The organism is Rhodococcus sp. OS5 (assembly GCF_056837585.1).
Genome location: NZ_CM166368.1, coordinates 3,714,623 through 3,733,845, shown reverse-complemented (window position 1 = coordinate 3,733,845; position 19,223 = coordinate 3,714,623). Strand labels below are relative to the sequence as shown.

The window sequence follows — 19,223 nt, the reverse complement described above, 5'->3', positions numbered from 1 at the left end:
CACGCGGATCACGCAGATCCTGACGTCGAGGGCGCCGAGGCGGCTGACGTCATGTCGATCGGTTTCTCGTGTTTGCGTCCACGAAGTCGCAGTGGATCTTCCGTCTGCAAGGACATCGCCGCGATCACGGCAGCGACGATGGCCAGAGCCACGTGCGGGAAGGTGTAGAGGCCGATCGATCCGTCCGGCTGGAACACCAGCATCAGCCAGGTGGACAGCCCGGTCAGTACGGCGAGAGTCGTCGGCGACATTGCGAAACCGGCAGCTACTGCCAGTGGCCAGGAGTAGTACCAGGGGAGTGCTGCGGGGGACAGAACGACGATGGCGACCATCACGATCACGATGCCCATGACGGCGTCGCGCTCGGTCTTGCGGTAGCGCCACCACACGACGGCGATGATCGCGATCAACACAACCGCCGAGATGGTCCGGGAGACTTCGAGGATGTCGTTGAAATGGTCGCCGGCGAACCAGGAGGTTGCCATGGTTCCGATGTGCGCCACGATCGTGGGCAGCGAGAGCCAGTTGATGATCTTTGCCGAACCGGAGAGTGCCGTCGTCCAGCCGAGGCCGACTCCGGCGATCAGTGAGGTGGATCCGAGTACCGCCACGAACACCGCGAAACCTGCGCCGGCCGTTTTGACGAACGATCGGATCGGTGACGCCGGTTCTCGCCCGGCCGCTGCGGCGTCCTCCCGCTCGTGGATCATCCAGATCCAGACTATGAAGGGAAGTGCGACGCCTGCGGTTGCCTTGATCGCGACGGCGAGCGCGATCAGCCCGATGCCGAAGAGGTGCTTGCGTTCGAGAGCGAGCGCAATGCCTGCGGCCATGAGGCCGACCATGAGCATCTCGTTGTGAACGCCGCCGATCAGGTGGATCAGGACGAGGGGATTGAGTACTGCGAGCCACAGGGCGATCGAGGTGTTTCCGCCGAGCTTCGTCGCGAGATGGGGAACGGCCCACATCATCAGGGCGAGTCCGGGGAGCATCGTGATCCGCAACAGCATCGTGCCGGCGATGACGTTCTCACCGGTCAGCCGAACGATGGCGTCGGCAAGGAGAAGGTGAACCGGACCGTACGGGGTAGTTGTCGTCGTCCACACGTTGGAGACGTTGTCGAGCAGGATTCCCGGATTGACGACGGGGCCGACGGCATACGGGTCGAAGCCGTTGCGCAACAACGCGCCTTGCGCCAGGTAGGAGTAGGCGTCACGGCTGAACATGGGCACCGCGAACAGCAGCGGAAACGTCCAGACCGGGACGACGTAGCGCAATCCGCGCAACGAGACGTCACCGCGCAGAGTCGAGCGGCCCAGTCGAACCCAGGCGGCGATCATGCACAGGACACCGATCCAGACGATGGCCGCCGACAGAATCGATCCGTGGCCGAAACGGAGCCAGGACAGATACATCGACTCGAGCAGCGGATCTTGGCGCCGGACGCTACCGGCACCGAATCCGCCGAAAGTGATCATGACTGCGCCGAAGAAACCGAGCAGTGCACTGTGACCTTCGGGAGTCCGAAGGAAATTGGCGGCCCTTAGGTGCCACGGTCTTTCAGTGGCTGCGGCAGAGGACGTCATCGGTGCAGGTTCCTCCCCCGAGGAGATCGGTGTCGATCGGCGCGTGCAGCGCCCGAGTCGGTGAATCGTGGATGAATGGTCGGTTACGAGGGGCCAGTTTAGTTGCTCGCACGAGTGCCCACCGCGCTGGCTCGCTCGCGTGTACCGGTAATACGTTCGGCGGCGAGCCGTCCGGACAGCAGAACGGTCGGTACTCCCACCCCCGGAACGGTTCCCGATCCGGCGAGAACGACGTTGTCGAAGCCGCGGGCGAGGTTCTTGCGTCGGAACGGCCCCGTCTGGGTGAAGGTGTGTGCCGCTGCGAACGGGCTACCCGCGGCCATGCCCTTCTCGAGCCAGGTCTGCGGGGTGTCGACGTGATCGACCTCGAACCCTTCGACCAGTCCCGTGTAGCCACGTTCTTGCAGCGTGAGGATGATTTCGCGCACGTAGGGCGGGCCGAGAGTCGACCAGTCGAGACTTGCACTGTCCAGATTCGGACACGGCGCGAGGACTGACAGCGGTTCACGGATTCGGCCGTCTCGCGAGAAGGCCAGGCTCGGATCGGTCTGTGCCGGTCGGGTGACGAGCAGTGACGGATCGCTCATCAGTCGCCCGCGGCCGCGGCGTGCCGTGATCTCGGCGAAGGTACGCTTCCACGCCTCGCCGAAGTCGATCATGTGGTGTCGCTGCGCGGGCCATTCGTCGGCGACCGCGGAGGAAACAGTGCCGTGAATCACGACAGCGGACGGCGATGTACGCACCGGGCGCGGACGCAATCGCGTATGCGGGCGCAAGAGCGAGTCCGTGACGGCCATGTCGGGAGTGAGGACGGCGGCGTCACAGTCGAAGCGCTCGCCGTCGCGTGAGTGAACGGTGTGCACGCGCCGTCCGCTCACCTCGAGGCGTTCGACAGTGCGGCCGAGATGCAGAATTCCGCCGGCCTCGGTGAAGGCGTCGGCCATCGACTCGGCGATCGTGCGCATTCCGCCCTCGGGGAAGTAGACGCCGAGTGAGGTGTCCATGTGAGCGATCGCCCCGTACACCGCGAGGGCCCGAGACGGAGCAACGCCCGCATACAGCGCTTGGAAGGTGAAGATCCGCCGGAGGCGAGGGTCGCGGATCTTGCGATCCACCTGCCCGCCCAGTTTCCCGAATCCTCCCAGTGCGACGAGCCGGCTCAGATCTTTGACTGCGTCACGCGAATTGACCAGTCCGAGGGGAGAATCGAAGTCGGCGTCCATGAAGCGGTCGAATTCCGCGTCGAAGATCCGGTTCAGCCATCGCCGCAACGCACGGTATCGCTGCGCTTCTTCCGGCCCGCAGACACGGGATACCTCGGCAGCCATGTCTTCTGGATCGGCGTGGACATCGAGAGCGGTGCCGTCTGCGAATCGCGCGTGGTACGTCGGATCGAGCTTGTGCACAACGAATTTGGGGTTTGTCGAGGCTGGGTCGGCACCGACGGCGGCAAGCGCGTCTTCGACGAGTTCGGGCATCGTGAGCACCGTTGCGCCGTTGTCGATGCTGTAGTCATTGCCCTGGTAGACACCGACTCGCCCACCGACCGAGCTGTTGCTCTCGAGAATCGTGACGTCGCGGCCGGCGCCACGCAGATACAACCCCGCAGACAGTCCGGCAAGTCCCGCGCCGACGATCACGACTCGATCGGTCGGCGAGCTGACGGTTCGAGTGCGGTGCACGTGTGCCACGGTCAGTAGCTTCGCTTCGTGGCCGCGATCGCCATGTCGGTCAGGCGAGCCTTGGACTCTGCCGTTGCCGTGCTCGAGTCGAGGGCGTTCGCAGCTGCCTCGACGAGGGTGTCGATCTGCGTTTCGACGTCGGTGACGGCGCCCAGATCGGTGATCACCTGGCGCAGAGTGTCGACCTCGGTGTCGGTCAGCTGCGTGCCGATTCCGTTGCGGAGCAGTTCTGCTGCCGCCGGATCTGCGGCGTCGGCGCGGGCAAGCGCCATCGCGAACAGGACAGTTCGCTTACCGGCGATGAGATCGTCGCCCGACGGTTTGCCCGTGACGGACGGATCTCCGAAGACACCGAGCAGGTCGTCGCGAAGTTGGAAGGCGATACCGATGTCCGTGCCGAAGGACCGGTAGCCATCGACCAACTCGGCGTCCGCACCGAACAGCGCGGCGCCGAGGTGCAGTGGGCGTTCGATCGTGTACGCGGCGGTCTTGTAGCGGTTGACCCGCATGGCTGCCTCGACGGTCTCGTCGCCTCGGGCTTCGTTGCTGATGTCGAGGAATTGGCCACCGAGCACCTCGGTGCGCATTGCCGACCAGACCGGGCTGACACGTGCGGCCGCCTCGGGGCTGATCCCGGATTCTCGGATCATGTCGTCCGCCCAGGCCAAGGCCAGGTCGCCGAGAAGAATGGCGACGGCCTCGCCGAAGTGCGCGGAGTCGCCGCTCCACTCCTCGTCTCGGTGCTGGTCCTCGAATTCGACGTGAACGGTCGGGAAGCCGCGCCTGGTCGTGGATGCGTCGATGATGTCGTCGTGGACGAGCGCGCAGGCCTGCACCAGTTCGAGGGCGGCGCACGCACGAATCACCGCGTCTGCGTCCTTCCCGTTCGGGTCGCCTCCGGCGCCGAGCCATCCCGTCCAGGCGAACGACGGTCGGACGCGCTTTCCTCCGCGCAAGACGAAGGCCTCGAGGGTGCTGACGGCCTTCTCGTATCCACCGCCGATGTTCGTGACGAGTTCGCGGCGTGAAGCGAAGAAGTCGCGGAGCGCTGCTTCGAACAAACCTGGCAGTTCGAGTGAGGTCGGATGCGGTGCGGTGTTGGTCGAACTCTGTCCAACGCGCGCGGTTCCTGCGGACAGGGTGGCCTCCAAGATCGGTATGTTCTCGCGCCGGATGGTTACACGGAAGCGAGCTTGGGGCCCAGCTTAGTAGGGGCTGGAATCAACGGCGGGTCGGGCCGTGAACTGCGCGATCCTGACATTCGGGATACGCAGTACTGGGCGATGAGCTTGTTTGCAGCTGGAAAACATATGCTTGACCGGTGACATTCGATCCAGTCAGGGGCCGCTCCAGCGAGGGGTGGGCCACCCGAACACCGTCGATCGTCGATCGGATCGCTTCCTCGACAGGTAGCCGTATTCCGTTCTCGGTCGAGTTTTCGCCGCCGCGTGACGCGGACGCCGAAGCGCGCCTGTGGCGTGCGGTGCGTACCTTCGAGCGGCTCGGACCGGCGTTCGTCTCGATGACCTACGGCGCAGGTGGCTCGACGCGCGATCGTACGGTGCGTGTCACCGGCGAACTTGCCGAAGAGACGACCCTGCTGCCGGTTGCTCACCTGACTGCTGTCTCACACAGCACCGAAGAGCTTCGCGCCATGGTCGGTGCCTACGCCGATCGTGGGATCAGCAACATCCTCGTATTGCGCGGCGATCCGCCCGGCGATCCGCTCGGCGAGTGGAAGAAGCATCCCGAAGGCGTCGAGTACGCCGAGGAACTCGTGCGGATGGTCCGTGACCTGGGCGACTTCCACGTCGGCGTCGCATCGTTCCCCGAGGGGCACTACCGCGCTCCGGACTTGGCATACGACACGAAGTACCTGGTGTCGAAGTTGCGTGCCGGCGCAGAGTACTCGATCACACAGATGTTCTTCGACGTGGAGGACTACCTGCGTCTTCGTGACCGGGTGAGTGCGTACGACGCAGAACAGGGCGCCAAGCCGATCATCCCGGAGATCATGCCGGTGACGTCGCTGCGCTCGGTGCGGCGCATGCTCGAGCTCTCGGGCTCGTCGTTGCCCCCCGCTCTCGAGCGTCGATTCGACGCCGCGGCCGGAAGCGGTCCGGACGAGAACCGTGCAGCGGTCCGCGAACTCGGCATCGATCTGGCCACCGAGATGGGTGAGCGGTTGATCGCCGAAGGCGCTCCGTGCCTGCACTTCATCACGTTGAACTTTGCGCGCGCCACCAGTGAGGTCCTCGAGCGACTCGGTCTCACTCCCGACACTTCGGTCGGGACAGCACAAGCCGTCTGATCTCCGGTTGCCCCGCTCGACACCAATCGAGGGGGGGGCAATCGTCAGGCGCTATTTCGTGGTGTTTTTCGGATTCTTGTTGTCTGCTTGCTTCGTGACAGGCGTCTTCATGACCGGTGCTTTCGCGGCCGGCGCGCGCTTGATCGGTGCTCGATTGCGCGCCATCCAGGCCATCGCACCGACGACAATCGCGACACCGAGCGCCAGCCCGGCCATGATTCCTGCCCACCCGGCGAAGCTTCGGGTGCTTGGGTCCGCGTAGTTGACCTCGGCGCGCATCGTGGACACCTCGCCGGCGGGCAAGGTCCACGACACCCGGGAATCGCCGTCTCGTGTTCCGTTGGTCGTGCCGACCCGTGCCGGGAAGGCGATGCTGACCTGGACGTCGGCGCCCTGAGTTGGAACCGTCTTCAGGTCTGCCTTGCCGTCGAGCGTGACGGTGTCCCCGGATCGCTTGAGGGTGATCTGGAACGACCCGGACCCCTCGGCGTACATGGAGCCCAGTTGGGCGACGTCACCGAAGGACAAGTCGCTGAAGAACGCCTGGCTGCCGACGTACCCGTCCTTCTTGTACTCCTGAACCCGTATCTTGTCCTCCAGCGACGAAGGTGGGGTCAGCTGCGGACCCTTGTCCGCCTCGTTCGCCGGAATAGCGGCAGCTACCACCTGTCCGGTCACACGATCGTTCGCGGACACTCCCATCGACACCTGCACGCGGATGCACCCGGCAAGCAAGGGAACAAGCATGAGGGCGAGCGCGGCAACCGTCAGGAAACGTTTCCGACTGGTCGGCTTGGCGGCGGGATCGGTGGACTGTTGCACAGTGGTCATCGTGCCAGCCGTGGCGTAGCCAGTCATCGAGGCGGGGGCGTGTCGGCGGGTGAAGTTCGGCGGGTGACCTTCACGACCTGCTCGAACGACGCATCCAACGACGAGTCGCGCCCCGGCGGCTGTCCGACAGTGCGATTCGAGCCGCACTGCGACCGCTGGCTCCGGACACACCGCCACCGGGATGAGTCGATGCTCCGGTCAGATACAACCCGTCTGCTCCCGGAACACGATGGCCGGACAGTTCCGGAAGCGGTCGCCACAACATCATCTGATCGAGTGACATCTCGACGTGCATGACATTTCCGCCGATCATCCCCAATTCCGACTCGATGTCCCGGGGAGTCTGAATGAACCGGTCGAGGACGGAATCGGCGAACCCGGGTGCGAAAGCCTCCATCTCGCCGACGATCCGGTCGGCCTCCGCCTCGGCGACCGATGCCCAATCGCGATGTCCGCTGAGGCGATACGGTTGCCACTGCGACCACAGTGTCACCTGATGCCGACCGGCCGGGGCGATCGTGGGATCGATTCCGCTGAAACTCATTCCGAGAACCGCAGGGCGAGGAGGAAGTTCCCCCGCCAGTGCTGCGCCGTGTGCAGTGCGCAAGTGTGCGCGATCGGAGACGAGTAATTGCAATCCCGAGGTACTTTCCCGTGTCGTGGCGTCGCCGCGGTACGACGGAAGCGCGGATGTCGCCAGTCGAAGTACCGCGCCGATGCCGGGGCCGACCCTGATTTTCCGCCGCCAGTGATCGAGCGTGGTTCGGTCGAAGCCCCCTCGGCCCAGGAGGTCGAGCGTGGTCAGGATGTGGCACCCGGCGATTACCTTGCGAGCGTGAACTTCTCGACCGCTCTCGGTTGTGGCGGTCCAGTGACTCGAGTTTCGACGGATCGACGTCACGCCGTCACCGAGCGCGACCGTGGCGCCGTCGACAGCCATCCGGGAGGCCAACGCAGCACTCAGTGCGCCGCTTCCACCGACTGCTCGCCCTGGCGGCAAGACGTGCATGAGGGCCGCGAAGCCGACCATCGGAGCGGTTCCCGGTTCCGACATCGCAGGCCCGGACTGGGCGCCGAACCACGCAAGCGCTGCTTTGAGTGCCTCACTGTCGAAATACTCGTCGAGCAGTGCGTCGCCAGGCGCGAGGAACTGCCGAGACAGTTCGCTGTTGCCGCGTGCGGTGGCGAGACCTCCGAACGCACCGATCAGGTTCGATCCGGTGGGCGGTGCGGAAAACGCTTTCATGACATGTCGACTGCGCTCCGACCAGACCGCGACGAATCGCCGGTAGGAGTCGGCGTCCTTTGTCCCGCATGCTCGTTCGATGGACCAGCAGGTTGCGTCGAGGTCGCGGTGAAACACGATGCCCGGCCCGTCGGTGCCCGGGGCGGGCGGCGCGAACGCCCACGGGTCACAGTCGATGTAGCGCAGTCCGTGCGCGCCGAGTCCGAGTTCCTCGATGATGCCGCTGTGTCGGATCATGAGGTGTGCCGACGACCCCCGGTCCACCTTGTATCCGGGAAATCGCTCGACGGTCGAGACGGCGCCGCCGAGAACCGTGTCCTTCTCCAGAACCTCGACCGACCAACCCTCGCGTGCGAGGTAGGCGGCCGATACGAGCGCGTTGTGTCCGGAGCCGACGACGACGGCGTCGAGAAGCGCGCTCACAGCGGCAGTCCACGGCCGAGGACTGCGAACGGCCGGTTGTCGCCGGCAAAACGAAATCTGCGGAGCACGTCACGAAAGCCGAGGCGACGGTACAGCCGCCAGGCTCGGTTGTCCTCGTCGTACACCTCGGGTGTCGACAACAGCACACTACGTTCGGGTCGATCGACGAGGAGGTGACGCAAGAGCGATTCGCCCAACCGGTGACCTTGTCCGTTCGGATGCACGTGGAGTTCGGTGAGTTCGAAGTAGTCGCTCAGAATCGCGTCGATCTCGCTCTGGGGACGACCCGAGCGCCGAAGCCCGTGCAGTACCTGTTGATGCCACCACTGGTCCGGGCTCCCGCGATACCCGTAAGCGATCCCCACCAGCGGCAGATTTTCGTGTGACGGTTGCTGAGGAACCGCCAATGCGCCGACGGCCTTCCAGCCAGGCCGGTTCGCGTGCTCCTGCCACATCGGTGCGCGATGGAACTCGGTTCCTCGCGGATAGTCCATCGCGGTGACGTACACGGCCAGTGCCTCGTGGAGTCGACTCGCGAATTCTGCGCGATCGAGGTCGACCGTATGTGGTGTCCAGGCGATCTGCGGGTCGACCGGTCTCACCTCTTCTCTTGACGGCGTGTCGGTGGGTGCAGTTATATTGAATAGGTCGAACAGATGTTCGATGTGGGTGATCCGGAGATGCCCGAAGGGAAGCGGGCATCTCCGGCCCACCTGGTCTTGGATCCTCACGGTGCAGGAGGTGCCCCGATGTCCGAGCGTGTGAAGCCTGAACGTGTGAAGTGCCAACGAACTCTTCCTGCCGAGTTGTCGAGTCCGTCGGATGCCGCAATTTCTCGATTGCCGATGTCGGCGAGGCGGTCCTTCGGCGCGACGGACGCCAGCCACCGCACTGCTCGAGTGGGAAAGTCCGGTGTGGCGTGGGGGCTGCTCCGGAAGGCGGATGCGCTTTTAGAGGAAGCGATTGGGGCGGGCGATCCTGCCGACCGGTTCCGGTGTGCCTACCTGGCGGCCCTACGTGGTGCCGGGGCAGTGTTGGCCGCAGCTCCTGCCGGTGCCGGCTCGAAGCGCAAGCGAAGCGGAAACGCGTGGGTTCTGATGGACGCTGCAGCGCCCGCGTTCGGAGCGTGGTCGAAGTTCTTCGCAGGGTGGTCCTCTACGCGTGCGGCCGTGGAAACCGGCGTGTCGATCGTGATCACGGACTCCGATTCCGACGCATTCTTCGCCGAGGTCGGCCGTTTTCTCACGGCGGTCGAAGATTTCATCGGTCAGGACGCGTCCGAGCATTTGCGAGCGTCGTGAACAAATGGTCCGTGTCGGCAGTTGTTTCCGGGGAATTTCCTGGTCCGCACAGGCAAATGGAGCCGAATCGGGGCCCTTCGGCACGAATACGTACGCTTGTGGCGGAACTCGTACCCGGAGTTGGTGGTCCGAGACCTAAACTGCTCGTATTATGAAAACAGGTAATCGTCCAACTTGATTACCCGCCGCCTCACACCGTGGGGTGGTTGCCAAACTTCCAGTGCCGGGGGAGGTACCGTGCCACTCTCCGAGCACGAGCAGCGCATGCTCGATCAGATCGAGAGCGCTCTCTATGCCGAAGACCCCAAGTTCGCCTCCAATGTGAGGGGCGGCCGTATGCGGGCGCCGTCGAGTAGACGGCGGTTCCAAGCAGCGGCTCTATTCGTGCTGGGTCTGGTCCTGCTGATCGCGGGGGTTGCACTCCCGCTCAAGCCGGGCGGTTTTCCGATCATCAGCCTGTTCGGTTTCTTGTTCATGTTCGGCGCAGGGGTGTTGTTCCTCTGGGGTGGTGGACGTAAGTCTGCGCCGGCCGCCGACTCCGCTTCCGAAGGTGGCAATCATCCCTCCGGTCCGCCGGGTAGGGGTAGTGCCGGCGGATCCGGGCGGGGACGCGGCCGGAAGTCCGGCGGCGGATTCTCGTCGCGGATGGAAGATCGATTCAAACGCAGGTTCGAGCAGGACTAGCTCTCCCGCCCTTCTTCGGGCGTACTTCGAGAGTGATGCAGTTCGGACGTGACGCCCACTTCAGGGCACGGACGACCACACGCCGTTGCTGTGGGTGTTGTACGTGTGCGCCGGCAATCCATCGAGTGAATCAGTGACGTGCGAGCGAATCACTCGCCACTCCTGCTGCCTCAGGGCATGTCCGCGGGCTTCCTCCACTTCGCTCCACTCGGCCCTCCACTTTCCTCCACCCTGGTCGAACTGCAACGCACGACCAGACCTCGTCCCGCTCACGTCTATTCGAAAACCGCGCTTGTACTGCGATTTTGTGTGGGGGAGCAACAGATCGTGGCGTAAAGGGTCGATCTGACGGCGGTGTGGGCCGGGACACGGTTACAAATTTCCCCCACGTCTCCCCACCTGCGCTGACCTGCTATTTATCAGCAAATGATGCTGAATAGGGACCATGTGCTCCTTGTTTGTGGGGGAAAGTGGGGTACTGTGGGTTCGGGCGGAGAGCTGAAGCACGATCCGCTCGATAGGGAGGGTTTCAGCGCAAGCTCGCAGGAGGTGTCGAGTGTTCCTCGGTACCTTCACGCCGAAGCTCGACGACAAAGGTCGGCTCACGTTGCCGGCAAAGTTCCGAGACGAACTGGCAGGAGGATTGATGATCACCAAGAGTCAGGATCACAGCCTCGCCATCTACCCCCGGGACGAGTTCGTCAAGCTTGCTCGAAAGGCAGCGGCAGCTCCACGCAATGATCCGGCAGCTCGGGCGTATGTCCGTGCCCTGGCCGCCGGCACAGATGAACAGCACGCCGATGCCCAGGGGCGAATCACCCTCTCGGCTGATCATCGGCGTTACGCAAACCTGTCCAAGGAATGCGTAGTGACCGGCTCCGTCGATTACCTCGAGATCTGGGATCTAGCAGCCTGGGAGAGGTATCTCGGAGACAACGAAGAGGACTATTCGCAGGCAACAGGCGAATCTCTCAGCGAGATCGTCTAGGCGAAGAGCCCCCGGCGAATGCCGCGAGGCCTCTGCCCGGAAAGACCCTGACGCACTTCCCCAGCGCCAGGTTCTCCTTCGGGCAGGGACCTCGAAGCATTCGCCTTCTCGAACAGTCATCGCCTTCTCGGAAAGTCAGCACCTTTTCGAAAAGTCATCGGAAATCATGAAAGTAGGAGCCGGAGCAATCATGGTGGATCACGAGGTGAACGAACCCTCGGATGCCGATGGCTTCGCGCACGTCCCTGTACTTCTGCACCGCGCCGACGATCTTCTCGGCCCTGCCATAACCGCCGTCGGTGACGGTGGAGCGGGCGCATACATGATCGATGCGACGTTGGGGCTCGGTGGCCACTCCGAATTCTTCCTGGGCAAGTACCCGGGCCTTCACCTCATCGGTCTCGATCGCGACACCAACGCACTCCGGATCGCTTCCGAGCGTCTGGCGCCATTCGCGGACCGAACGACGTTCGTGCACACCACGTATGACGGGATCGAGGACGCGCTCGAACAGGCAGGTCTGCCGTCGACGGAGTCGGTTCACGCGATCCTTTTCGATCTGGGTGTGTCGTCGATGCAGTTGGACGAAGCCGACCGAGGTTTTGCGTACTCGATCGACGCTCCTCTCGACATGCGGATGGATCAGACGGTCGGGCTGACCGCGGCAGAGGTCCTGAACACCTACAGTCACGGCGACCTTGCTCGCATTCTGAGCACGTACGGCGAAGAACGGTTCGCGGGAAAGATTGCGTCCGAGATCCTTCGGCAGCGTGAGCGTGAACCCTTCACCACCAGTGCAGCTCTGGTCGAATTGCTGTACCGAACAATCCCGGCAGCCACGCGGCGTACGGGGGGACACCCGGCCAAGCGCACCTTCCAAGCGCTGCGGATCGAAGTCAATGCCGAGTTGGATTCGCTTCGTGCAGCCGTTCCTGCCGGGCTCGACGCACTGGCAGTCGGTGGGCGAGTGGTGTTCATGTCCTACCAGTCGCTCGAGGATCGAGTTGTGAAGGCGGAGTTGGTTCCCCGCTCGAAGTCCACCAGTCCTGAAGGACTACCGGTCGAGTTGCCGGGTATGGGACCGGAGTTCCGCATTCTCACCCGTGGCGCAGAACGTGCGTCAGAGCAGGAAATCGAAGAGAACCCACGATCAGCTCCGGTGCGTTTGCGTGCCGCAGAACGCATTTCCAGGAGGCGGGCATGAGTCGTCAGGGCAAATCCGGTGCAGCGCAACGTGCATACGACAAGCGCACCGCACGGGCGGCAGGCCGGACCGGAACTGTCGCTGCTGCCGGCCCGTCTATCTCTCCTCGGCCGATGCTCAAGGGGAGAGTGCCGTTCGTCGCCTCCGTCATCGGACTTCTGTCCATCGGTCTCGCGGTGACTCTGCTGCTGACCACTCGCGCTGCCGAGGATTCGTACCAACTCAGTGATGCACGTGCATACAACCAGTCTTTGGTCGAGCAGAAAGCAGCGCTCGAACGTGACTTCCAGTCGCGTAACTCGGCTCCGGAGTTGGCAAATCAGGCAAGCGCTCTCGGCATGGTCCCCGCCAAGGACCCTGCACGACTGGTAGTTCATCCGGACGGTTCGGTCGAGGTCGTCGGAACGCCGACTCCCGCGACTGCCGGAGCTATGCCTCCGCTCGATGCGCCCACATCGGTGCCCGCACCGACTGCGACACCCCCGCGCACCACAACGCCGGTTGCTCCCGGAGCCACGCCGAGCGTTCCGAATAACACGCGAAACCTCGCGCAGAGTGAACAATTGGTTCCTGTGATCCCCACGACGACAGCACCCGCCACCACGACGGCGGTGCCTGCTCCGCCTGAGGAACGTCGGTGAGTCAGAACTCCCGTAACAACCCCGGTCGGCGTCCGCGCCGCTCGGCCACCGCCTCATTTCCGTTTCGTCAGCGAGTCGGTCGTATCACCATGTGTGGTGCGCTCGCCGTTGCGGCATTGCAGCTCTTGTGGATTCAGGGAATCGACGCGCCGAGTCTGGCTGCGGAATCTGCCAATCAACGAACCACGACGCAGGTCGATCCGGCTGTACGTGGCTCGATAACCGATCGCAACGGAAACCCCCTCGCCTTCACCATGGAAGCCAAGGCGCTGACTTTCCAGCCGGTGCGGGTACGCAAGGAACTCGAGGAAGCGCGCGCCAAGAGCATCGAGCAGGGCGCCGAGGGTGACAAGCAGGCGCCGGAAGTGAGCGATCGCCTCGCCGAGATCGCCGCCGGAATCCACGCCAAGCTCGGCGATACCGTTCCGGAAAAAGATCTGCTTCAGAAGATGAACAGCAACGAGACTTTCACGTACCTCGCGCGCAGCGTGGATCCGGCGGTTGCTGCCGAGATCTCGGACAAGTTCCGGGAGGTCGGCCTCGAGCGTCAGGACATCCGCGAGTACCCCGGTGGCTCTCTGGCCGCGAATCTCGTCGGCGCGACCGGCTGGGACGGGCACGGTTTGCTCGGTCTCGAAGATTCGATGGACTCCACGCTCGCCGGAACCGATGGATCCGAAACGTACGACCGCGGTTCCGACGGCGCTGTGATCCCCGGCAGCTGGCGTGACAAGCAACCGGCAGTCAACGGTTCGGGTGTCGAGCTGACCATCGATTCGGACCTCCAGTTCTACGTTCAGCAGCAGGTCCAGATCGCCAAGGACAAGTCGGGCGCAAAGAACGCTTCGGTTGTGGTCATGGACTCCAAGACGGGACAGGTGTTGGCCATGTCCAACGACAGCACCTTCAACCCCGCAATCGGCATCGACAAGAACGCGCCGACAGCCGAAATGGGCAATCCGTCGGTCAGTACGCCGTTCGAGCCCGGATCGGTGAACAAGATCGTCACCGCAGCAGCGGCCATCGAGGACGGTAAGACAACTCCGGACGAAGTTCTGCAGGTCCCGGGCAGCATCACGATGTCCGGTGCCACAGTCAAGGACGCGTGGGATCACGGTGTGGCCCCGTACACCTCTACCGGTGTGTTCGGAAAGTCCTCGAACGTCGGCACCTTGATGCTCGCTCAGCGAGTGGGCGAGGATCGCTACGCAGACATGCTGAACAGGTTCGGCCTCGGACAACGCACCGACGTCGGACTTCCCGGCGAGAGCGCGGGCAGCGTTCCGAGTCGCGACCAGTGGTCGGGCGGAACCTTCGCGAACCTGCCGATCGGGCAGGGTCTCTCGATGACAACCCTGCAGATGACCGGGATGTACCAGGCCATTGCCAACGACGGCGTGCGAATTCCTCCGCGGATCGTGAAGTCGACTGTCGATTCTTCCGGCACGCGGACCGAGACGCCGCAACCCGAGGGCGTCGAGGTGGTCAGCGCCCAGACAGCGGCGACCGTTCGGGACATGTTCCGGTCGGTCACTCAGGAAGACACCGGCAACCAACGAGGAACCGGTGTTGCCGCGGGCGTCGAGGGATACCAGGTCAGTGGAAAGACCGGGACCGCGCAGCAGGTGGATCCCGCGTGCAAGTGCTACTCCAACTCCAACTACTGGATCACCTTCGCGGGAATCGCGCCTGCGGACAATCCTCGATTCGTGATCGGAATCATGCTCGACGCACCGGTTCGCGGCGTGGACGGCGGCGGCGGTCAGTCGGCGGCACCGTTGTTCCACAACATCGCGTCGTGGATGCTCCAGCGTGACAGTGTCCCGATGTCGCCGGACCCCGGTCGCAAGTTGGTGTTGCAGGCGGACTGATTGCGGTGTGTCGGTTTCGACACAGTCTTCGGGTGAATCCCGGACACGGTAATCTCAAACGTCGCAGTAACCTCATTCATCGCAGTGCGCCGAACTTTGCTTGCGTTGCGACCGCCATAGACAACGACCGCCATAGACAACGACCGCGATAGAACAACGACAATTGCCAGGAGTCGAGTGACAGTGCCGAATCGTTTGCAATCGTCGAACTCGGACGGCGCTCCCGGGACGCGTCCGACACAACCGGTTGCTACCGCGATCACGGCGCTCTCCGAACTGTCCGGGGCTCGCCTCGAATGGGTGGGGCAACCGGGATCACAGTCCTCGGAGGTCGTCGTCAAGGGCGTCGACCTGCGTGCGCAGGGAATCGTGACCGATGACCTCTTCGCCGCTCTGCCCGGTGCACGGACCCATGGCGCTCAGTTCGCCGTCGACGCTCTGGGGCGCGGTGCGACCGCGATCTTGACCGACGAGGCCGGCCTCGAACTGATCGAGGCCGCGGACAAGGCGCCTGACCGGTCCGTCCCAGTTCTCGTTCATCCGAACCCGCGGGATGTGCTCGGTGAGATCTCCGCGGAAATCTACGGCCGGCCCTCGGAGAAGATGCAGGTCGTCGGCATTACCGGTACATCGGGCAAGACCACGACGTCGTACTTGCTCGAAGCTGCGATTGCCGGAGCCGGCCGCAAGCCCGGCCTGGTCGGGACCATCGAGACTCGAATCGACGGCCGCCGGGTGCCCAGCGCTCTGACCACGCCGGAAGCTCCGCAACTGCATGCTCTGTTCGCCGTGATGGCAGAGCAGGGGATCGATACCGTCGTCATGGAGGTCTCCAGTCACGCTCTTGCTCTCGGACGCGTCGACGGCATCCGCTTCGACATCGGCGCGTTCACCAATCTTTCGCAGGACCACCTGGATTTCCATCGGGACTTCGAGGAGTACTTCCAGGCCAAGGCTCGGTTGTTCGATCCTGAGTCGACGGTGCGAGCCGAGCATGCCGTCGTCTGCGTCGACGACGTGTGGGGTCGACGGATGGCCGAGTTGGCCGCGACCGACGAGAGCGACGCGGTGACCACGGTCTCGACCTCGACGGCCGAGGCCGAGTGGACGGTCGGCGCAGTCGAGGTTGCCGAGGACGGCTCGCAGACCTTCGAGTTGGTCGGGCCGGATGGACAGTCGTGGCCAGTCTCAATTCGTCTCCCCGGGCGATACAACGTGGCCAACGCTGCGCTGGCGTTGACCGTCAGTTTTGCTGCGGGACTCGACCCGGACGCGGCTGTTCGAGCGCTCGGGACCGTGGACGTCCCGGGGCGAGTTCAGCGGATCGACCGGGGGCAGAGCTTTCTCGCCGTGGTCGACTACGCCCACAAGCCGGCAGCGCTCGAAGCCGTGATCGCCACGCTGCGCAACCAGGTTCCCGGCCGAGTGGCCGTGGTGGTCGGTGCGGGCGGTGACCGCGACGCCGGCAAACGGGCACTCATGGGTGAAGCGGGTGCGCGAGGCGCAGACCTGCTGATCGTCACCGACGACAACCCACGCACCGAGGATCCGGCGAAGATTCGCGCTTCGGTGATGCAAGGCGCCATGGACGTGCTCGAATCCGAACGCGGCGAGGTTCGCGAAGTGGGGGACCGGGCCGCCGCGATCGAGCAAGCAGTCCGGTGGGCACAGCCAGGAGATGTCGTCCTGGTGGCAGGCAAAGGCCACGAAGTAGGTCAAGAAATCGACGGGGTCAAACACCCGTTCGACGACCGCGAGGTGTTGGGCGAAATGATCGGCCGATTCGCGATCAACACAGCACATGGAGGCAAGCAATGATCCCGATGACGCTCTCTCGGATCGCCGAGATCGTCGGAGGAACCCTGCACGACGTCGACGATTCGTCGACGCAGGTGACTGGAACCGTCGAATTCGATTCGCGCAAAGTAGCTCCAGGTGGGCTCTTCCTCGCCCTACCCGGAGCGCGTGTCGACGGTCATGATCACGCGGAAGCGGCGGTGGCAGCGGGCGCTGTGGCGGTGCTCGCGGCGCGGCCGGTCGGAGTTCCGGCAATCGTCGTTCCATCGGTGCCGAACGACGGTCCCAGTGCAGTGATGCTGCTCGAACACGACACCGACGGGTCCGGAGCCGCGGTCCTGCATGCCCTCGGCCTTCTGGCCCGAGCCGTCGTCGACGAACTGGCAACTGACGGCGCACCGACCGATGGTGGACTGACGCTTGTCGGTGTCACCGGTTCTGCCGGCAAGACCTCGACCAAGGATCTGATAGCAGCGCTGCTGCGCGAGTGCGGCGAGGTGGTTGCGCCCCCCGGGTCGTTCAACAACGAATTAGGTCTGCCGTGGACAGTGCTCCGCGCCGACGAGAATACCCGCTTCCTCGTTCTCGAGATGTCGGCCCGTGGGGTCGGTCATGTCGGCGAACTGACGAAGATCGCGCCGCCGAAGATCGGCGTAGTTCTCAATGTGGGCACTGCCCATCTCGGTGAGTTCGGTTCGCGTGAAGCGATCGCGGTCGCCAAAGGTGAACTGGTGGAAGCACTCCCGTCGGCAGCCGACGGTGGAGTTGCGGTCCTCAACGCCGACGACCGCATGGTCGCCGCAATGGCGAGTCGAACCAAGGCCCGGATCGTATTCGTCGGTCAGTCCGAAGACTGCGACGTTCGGGCGACCGACGTGGTTGTCGACGACCAGGCCAGGGCTTCCTTCACACTGAACTGTTCACAGGGTTCTGCACGTATTCGCCTGGCCGTTCACGGCGAACACCACGTGAGCAACGCCCTGGCCGCGGCGGCCGTCGCACTCGAGAACGGCCTCGCGGTTGCAGACATCGCGCGTGTCCTCGAGGGCACGAAGGCAGCGTCCGCGAGGCGGATGGAAGTCACCGAGCGCGCCGACGGCGTCACCGTCGTCAACGACAGTTACAACGCCAATCCCGATTCCATGCGCGCTGCGCTCAAAGCGTTGGTGTCCATGGCGCGATCGGATCGGCACTTCGGTCGCCGTAGCTGGGCTGTGCTCGGAGAGATGGGTGAGCTCGGACCGGAATCAGTTGTCGAGCACGACGCGATCGGTCGCCTGGCCGTCAGACTCGATGTCAGCAAGTTGATCGTCGTCGGGACGGGCCGCACCTCGCGTGCGATGCATCAAGGAGCAGTGATGGAGGGGTCGTGGGGTGACGAGTCCGTCGTCGTGCCCGACGCAGCTGCGGCAATCGCCATTCTCGAAGCGGAACTCGAACCGGGCGATCTCGTCCTGGTGAAGGCGTCCAAGTCGGTTGAACTGTGGACGGTCGCCGAAGCGATTCTGGCCGCAACGCCCAGCGACAACACCGGTGACGCGAACACCGATGGCGAGAACGGCGGGGATTCGCAGTGATCCAGATTCTTCTCGCCGCAGGCATCGCGCTGGCGGTCTCCATCATGCTCACGCCGATTCTGATCAAGGCGTTCTCGAAACAAGGTTTCGGGCAGGAGATCCGAACCGAAGGTCCAGCCAGTCACCAGGCCAAGCGCGGCACGCCGACAATGGGCGGCGTCGCGATCCTGACCGGAATCTGGGCCGGCTATCTCGGCTCACACCTCATCGGTCTCGGCATGGACAACGCGGAGGGGCCATCGGCGTCCGGCCTACTCGTTCTCGGTCTGACCACCGCGCTCGGTGGAGTCGGTTTCCTCGACGACTTCATCAAGATCCGCAAGCAGCGCAATCTGGGACTGAACAAGACAGCGAAGCTGGTCGGCCAGTTCGTCGCTGCCATTGCCTTCGGAATTTTGGCCCTTCAGTTCCGCGGTGACGACGGGCTGACTCCGGGCAGTGTTCATCTGTCGTACGTCCGCGACATCGCCACCGTCTCACTCGGTTCCGTGGTCTTCATCGCCTTCTGCTACCTACTGGTCAGCGCCTGGTCCAATGCCGTCAACCTGACCGACGGCCTCGACGGATTGGCCGCCGGAGCGATGAGTTTCGTTCTCGGCGCCTACGTCATCATCACGTTCTGGCAGTTCCGCTACTCGTGCGAGACGAATCCCGGTAAGGGTTGCTACGACGTCCGAGACCCGCTCGACCTCGCGGTGCTCTGCGCGGCCGGCGCGGGCGCGTGCATCGGTTTCCTCTGGTGGAATGCCGCACCCGCCAAGATCTTCATGGGCGACACCGGTTCTCTTGCCCTCGGCGGCATGCTCGCCGGATTGTCGATCACCACCAGCACGGAACTGTTGATGGTGGTCATCGGTGCACTGTTCGTCGCGGAGGCCGCGTCGGTGGTGATACAGGTAGCGGTGTTCCGGTCCAGCCGACGGCGGGTCTTCCGAATGGCGCCGTTCCATCACCACTTCGAACTCGCCGGGTGGGCTGAAACCACGGTCATCATCAGATTCTGGTTGCTGGCGGCTATTGCGTCGGCTATCGGATTGGCACTCTTCTACAGCGAATACCTCGCAGCGCTCGGAGGCTGAAA

The 19,223-nt window shown here is 63.9% G+C and carries 16 protein-coding genes; 10 read left to right on the top strand and 6 right to left on the bottom strand.

Features of this window, described 5'->3' with window-relative positions; all coding sequences use genetic code 11:
* Nucleotides 1-8 precede the first annotated feature (8 nt).
* The 3 genes from ACVZUB_RS17255 to ACVZUB_RS17245 all read right to left on the bottom strand — a co-directional run bounded on the left by ACVZUB_RS17255 (nt 9) and on the right by ACVZUB_RS17245 (nt 4,419).
* Nucleotides 9-1,586: an alpha-(1->6)-mannopyranosyltransferase A gene (locus ACVZUB_RS17255; RefSeq protein ID WP_042452824.1), complete on the bottom strand. Its 1,578-nt coding sequence runs from the start codon at nt 1,584-1,586 to the stop codon at nt 9-11.
* A gap of 98 nt (nt 1,587-1,684) precedes the next feature.
* A complete protein-coding gene (gene crtI / locus ACVZUB_RS17250; RefSeq protein ID WP_285182737.1) occupies nt 1,685-3,277 on the bottom strand; it encodes a phytoene desaturase family protein in 1,593 nt (530 codons plus the stop codon).
* Nucleotides 3,278-3,279: 2 nt separating this feature from the next.
* A complete protein-coding gene (locus tag ACVZUB_RS17245; protein ID WP_285182738.1) occupies nt 3,280-4,419 on the bottom strand; it encodes a polyprenyl synthetase family protein in 1,140 nt (379 codons plus the stop codon).
* Nucleotides 4,420-4,589: 170 nt separating this feature from the next.
* Here ACVZUB_RS17245 and ACVZUB_RS17240 point away from each other — a divergent pair, with 170 nt between their 5' ends.
* Complete coding sequence (locus ACVZUB_RS17240; RefSeq protein WP_003941803.1) at nt 4,590-5,579, top strand: methylenetetrahydrofolate reductase; 990 nt, start codon at nt 4,590-4,592, stop codon at nt 5,577-5,579.
* A 51-nt stretch (nt 5,580-5,630) separates the two neighbouring features.
* Here the strand turns inward: ACVZUB_RS17240 and ACVZUB_RS17235 are convergent, their stop codons facing one another.
* The 3 genes from ACVZUB_RS17235 to ACVZUB_RS17225 form a co-directional block, all read right to left on the bottom strand.
* Nucleotides 5,631-6,410 (bottom strand): LppM family (lipo)protein, encoded by a 780-nt coding sequence (locus ACVZUB_RS17235; protein ID WP_285182739.1) that lies wholly within the window; start codon nt 6,408-6,410, stop codon nt 5,631-5,633.
* Nucleotides 6,411-6,480: 70 nt separating this feature from the next.
* Entirely contained in the window at nt 6,481-8,079 is a 1,599-nt protein-coding gene (locus tag ACVZUB_RS17230; RefSeq protein WP_042452826.1) for a phytoene desaturase family protein, read from the bottom strand.
* A complete protein-coding gene (locus ACVZUB_RS17225; protein ID WP_003941672.1) occupies nt 8,076-8,681 on the bottom strand; it encodes a GNAT family N-acetyltransferase in 606 nt (201 codons plus the stop codon). The genes ACVZUB_RS17230 and ACVZUB_RS17225 overlap by 4 nt, the downstream gene beginning before the upstream one ends.
* Before the next feature lie 147 nt (nt 8,682-8,828).
* On the opposite strand from ACVZUB_RS17225, the gene ACVZUB_RS17220 reads away from it, so the two are divergent.
* From ACVZUB_RS17220 to mraY, 9 genes are all read left to right on the top strand, one after another.
* Nucleotides 8,829-9,380: an SAV_6107 family HEPN domain-containing protein gene (locus ACVZUB_RS17220; RefSeq protein WP_228401065.1), complete on the top strand. Its 552-nt coding sequence runs from the start codon at nt 8,829-8,831 to the stop codon at nt 9,378-9,380.
* Between the two features lie 237 nt (nt 9,381-9,617).
* Nucleotides 9,618-10,064, top strand: coding sequence for a DUF3040 domain-containing protein (locus ACVZUB_RS17215; RefSeq protein WP_003941660.1), 447 nt, complete (start codon nt 9,618-9,620; stop codon nt 10,062-10,064).
* 556 nt (nt 10,065-10,620) lie between these two features.
* Complete coding sequence (gene mraZ / locus ACVZUB_RS17210; protein ID WP_003941779.1) at nt 10,621-11,052, top strand: division/cell wall cluster transcriptional repressor MraZ; 432 nt, start codon at nt 10,621-10,623, stop codon at nt 11,050-11,052.
* A 190-nt stretch (nt 11,053-11,242) separates the two neighbouring features.
* The gene (gene rsmH, locus ACVZUB_RS17205) at nt 11,243-12,256 is read left to right on the top strand and encodes a 16S rRNA (cytosine(1402)-N(4))-methyltransferase RsmH (RefSeq protein ID WP_007730079.1); all 1,014 of its coding nucleotides are present in this window, start codon (nt 11,243-11,245) and stop codon (nt 12,254-12,256) included.
* Nucleotides 12,253-12,897 (top strand): cell division protein FtsL, encoded by a 645-nt coding sequence (gene ftsL / locus ACVZUB_RS17200; protein ID WP_482627562.1) that lies wholly within the window; start codon nt 12,253-12,255, stop codon nt 12,895-12,897. Before rsmH ends, ftsL begins: the two co-directional genes overlap by 4 nt.
* A complete protein-coding gene (locus ACVZUB_RS17195) occupies nt 12,894-14,768 on the top strand; it encodes a peptidoglycan D,D-transpeptidase FtsI family protein (RefSeq protein ID WP_003941764.1) in 1,875 nt (624 codons plus the stop codon). The genes ftsL and ACVZUB_RS17195 overlap by 4 nt, the downstream gene beginning before the upstream one ends.
* A 183-nt stretch (nt 14,769-14,951) precedes the next feature.
* Entirely contained in the window at nt 14,952-16,586 is a 1,635-nt protein-coding gene (locus tag ACVZUB_RS17190; RefSeq protein WP_482628539.1) for a UDP-N-acetylmuramoyl-L-alanyl-D-glutamate--2,6-diaminopimelate ligase, read from the top strand.
* Nucleotides 16,583-18,142, top strand: coding sequence for a UDP-N-acetylmuramoyl-tripeptide--D-alanyl-D-alanine ligase (locus ACVZUB_RS17185; RefSeq protein WP_482627561.1), 1,560 nt, complete (start codon nt 16,583-16,585; stop codon nt 18,140-18,142). The genes ACVZUB_RS17190 and ACVZUB_RS17185 overlap by 4 nt, the downstream gene beginning before the upstream one ends.
* Nucleotides 18,139-19,221 (top strand): phospho-N-acetylmuramoyl-pentapeptide-transferase, encoded by a 1,083-nt coding sequence (gene mraY, locus ACVZUB_RS17180; RefSeq protein ID WP_003941699.1) that lies wholly within the window; start codon nt 18,139-18,141, stop codon nt 19,219-19,221. The genes ACVZUB_RS17185 and mraY overlap by 4 nt, the downstream gene beginning before the upstream one ends.
* Nucleotides 19,222-19,223 lie beyond the last annotated feature (2 nt).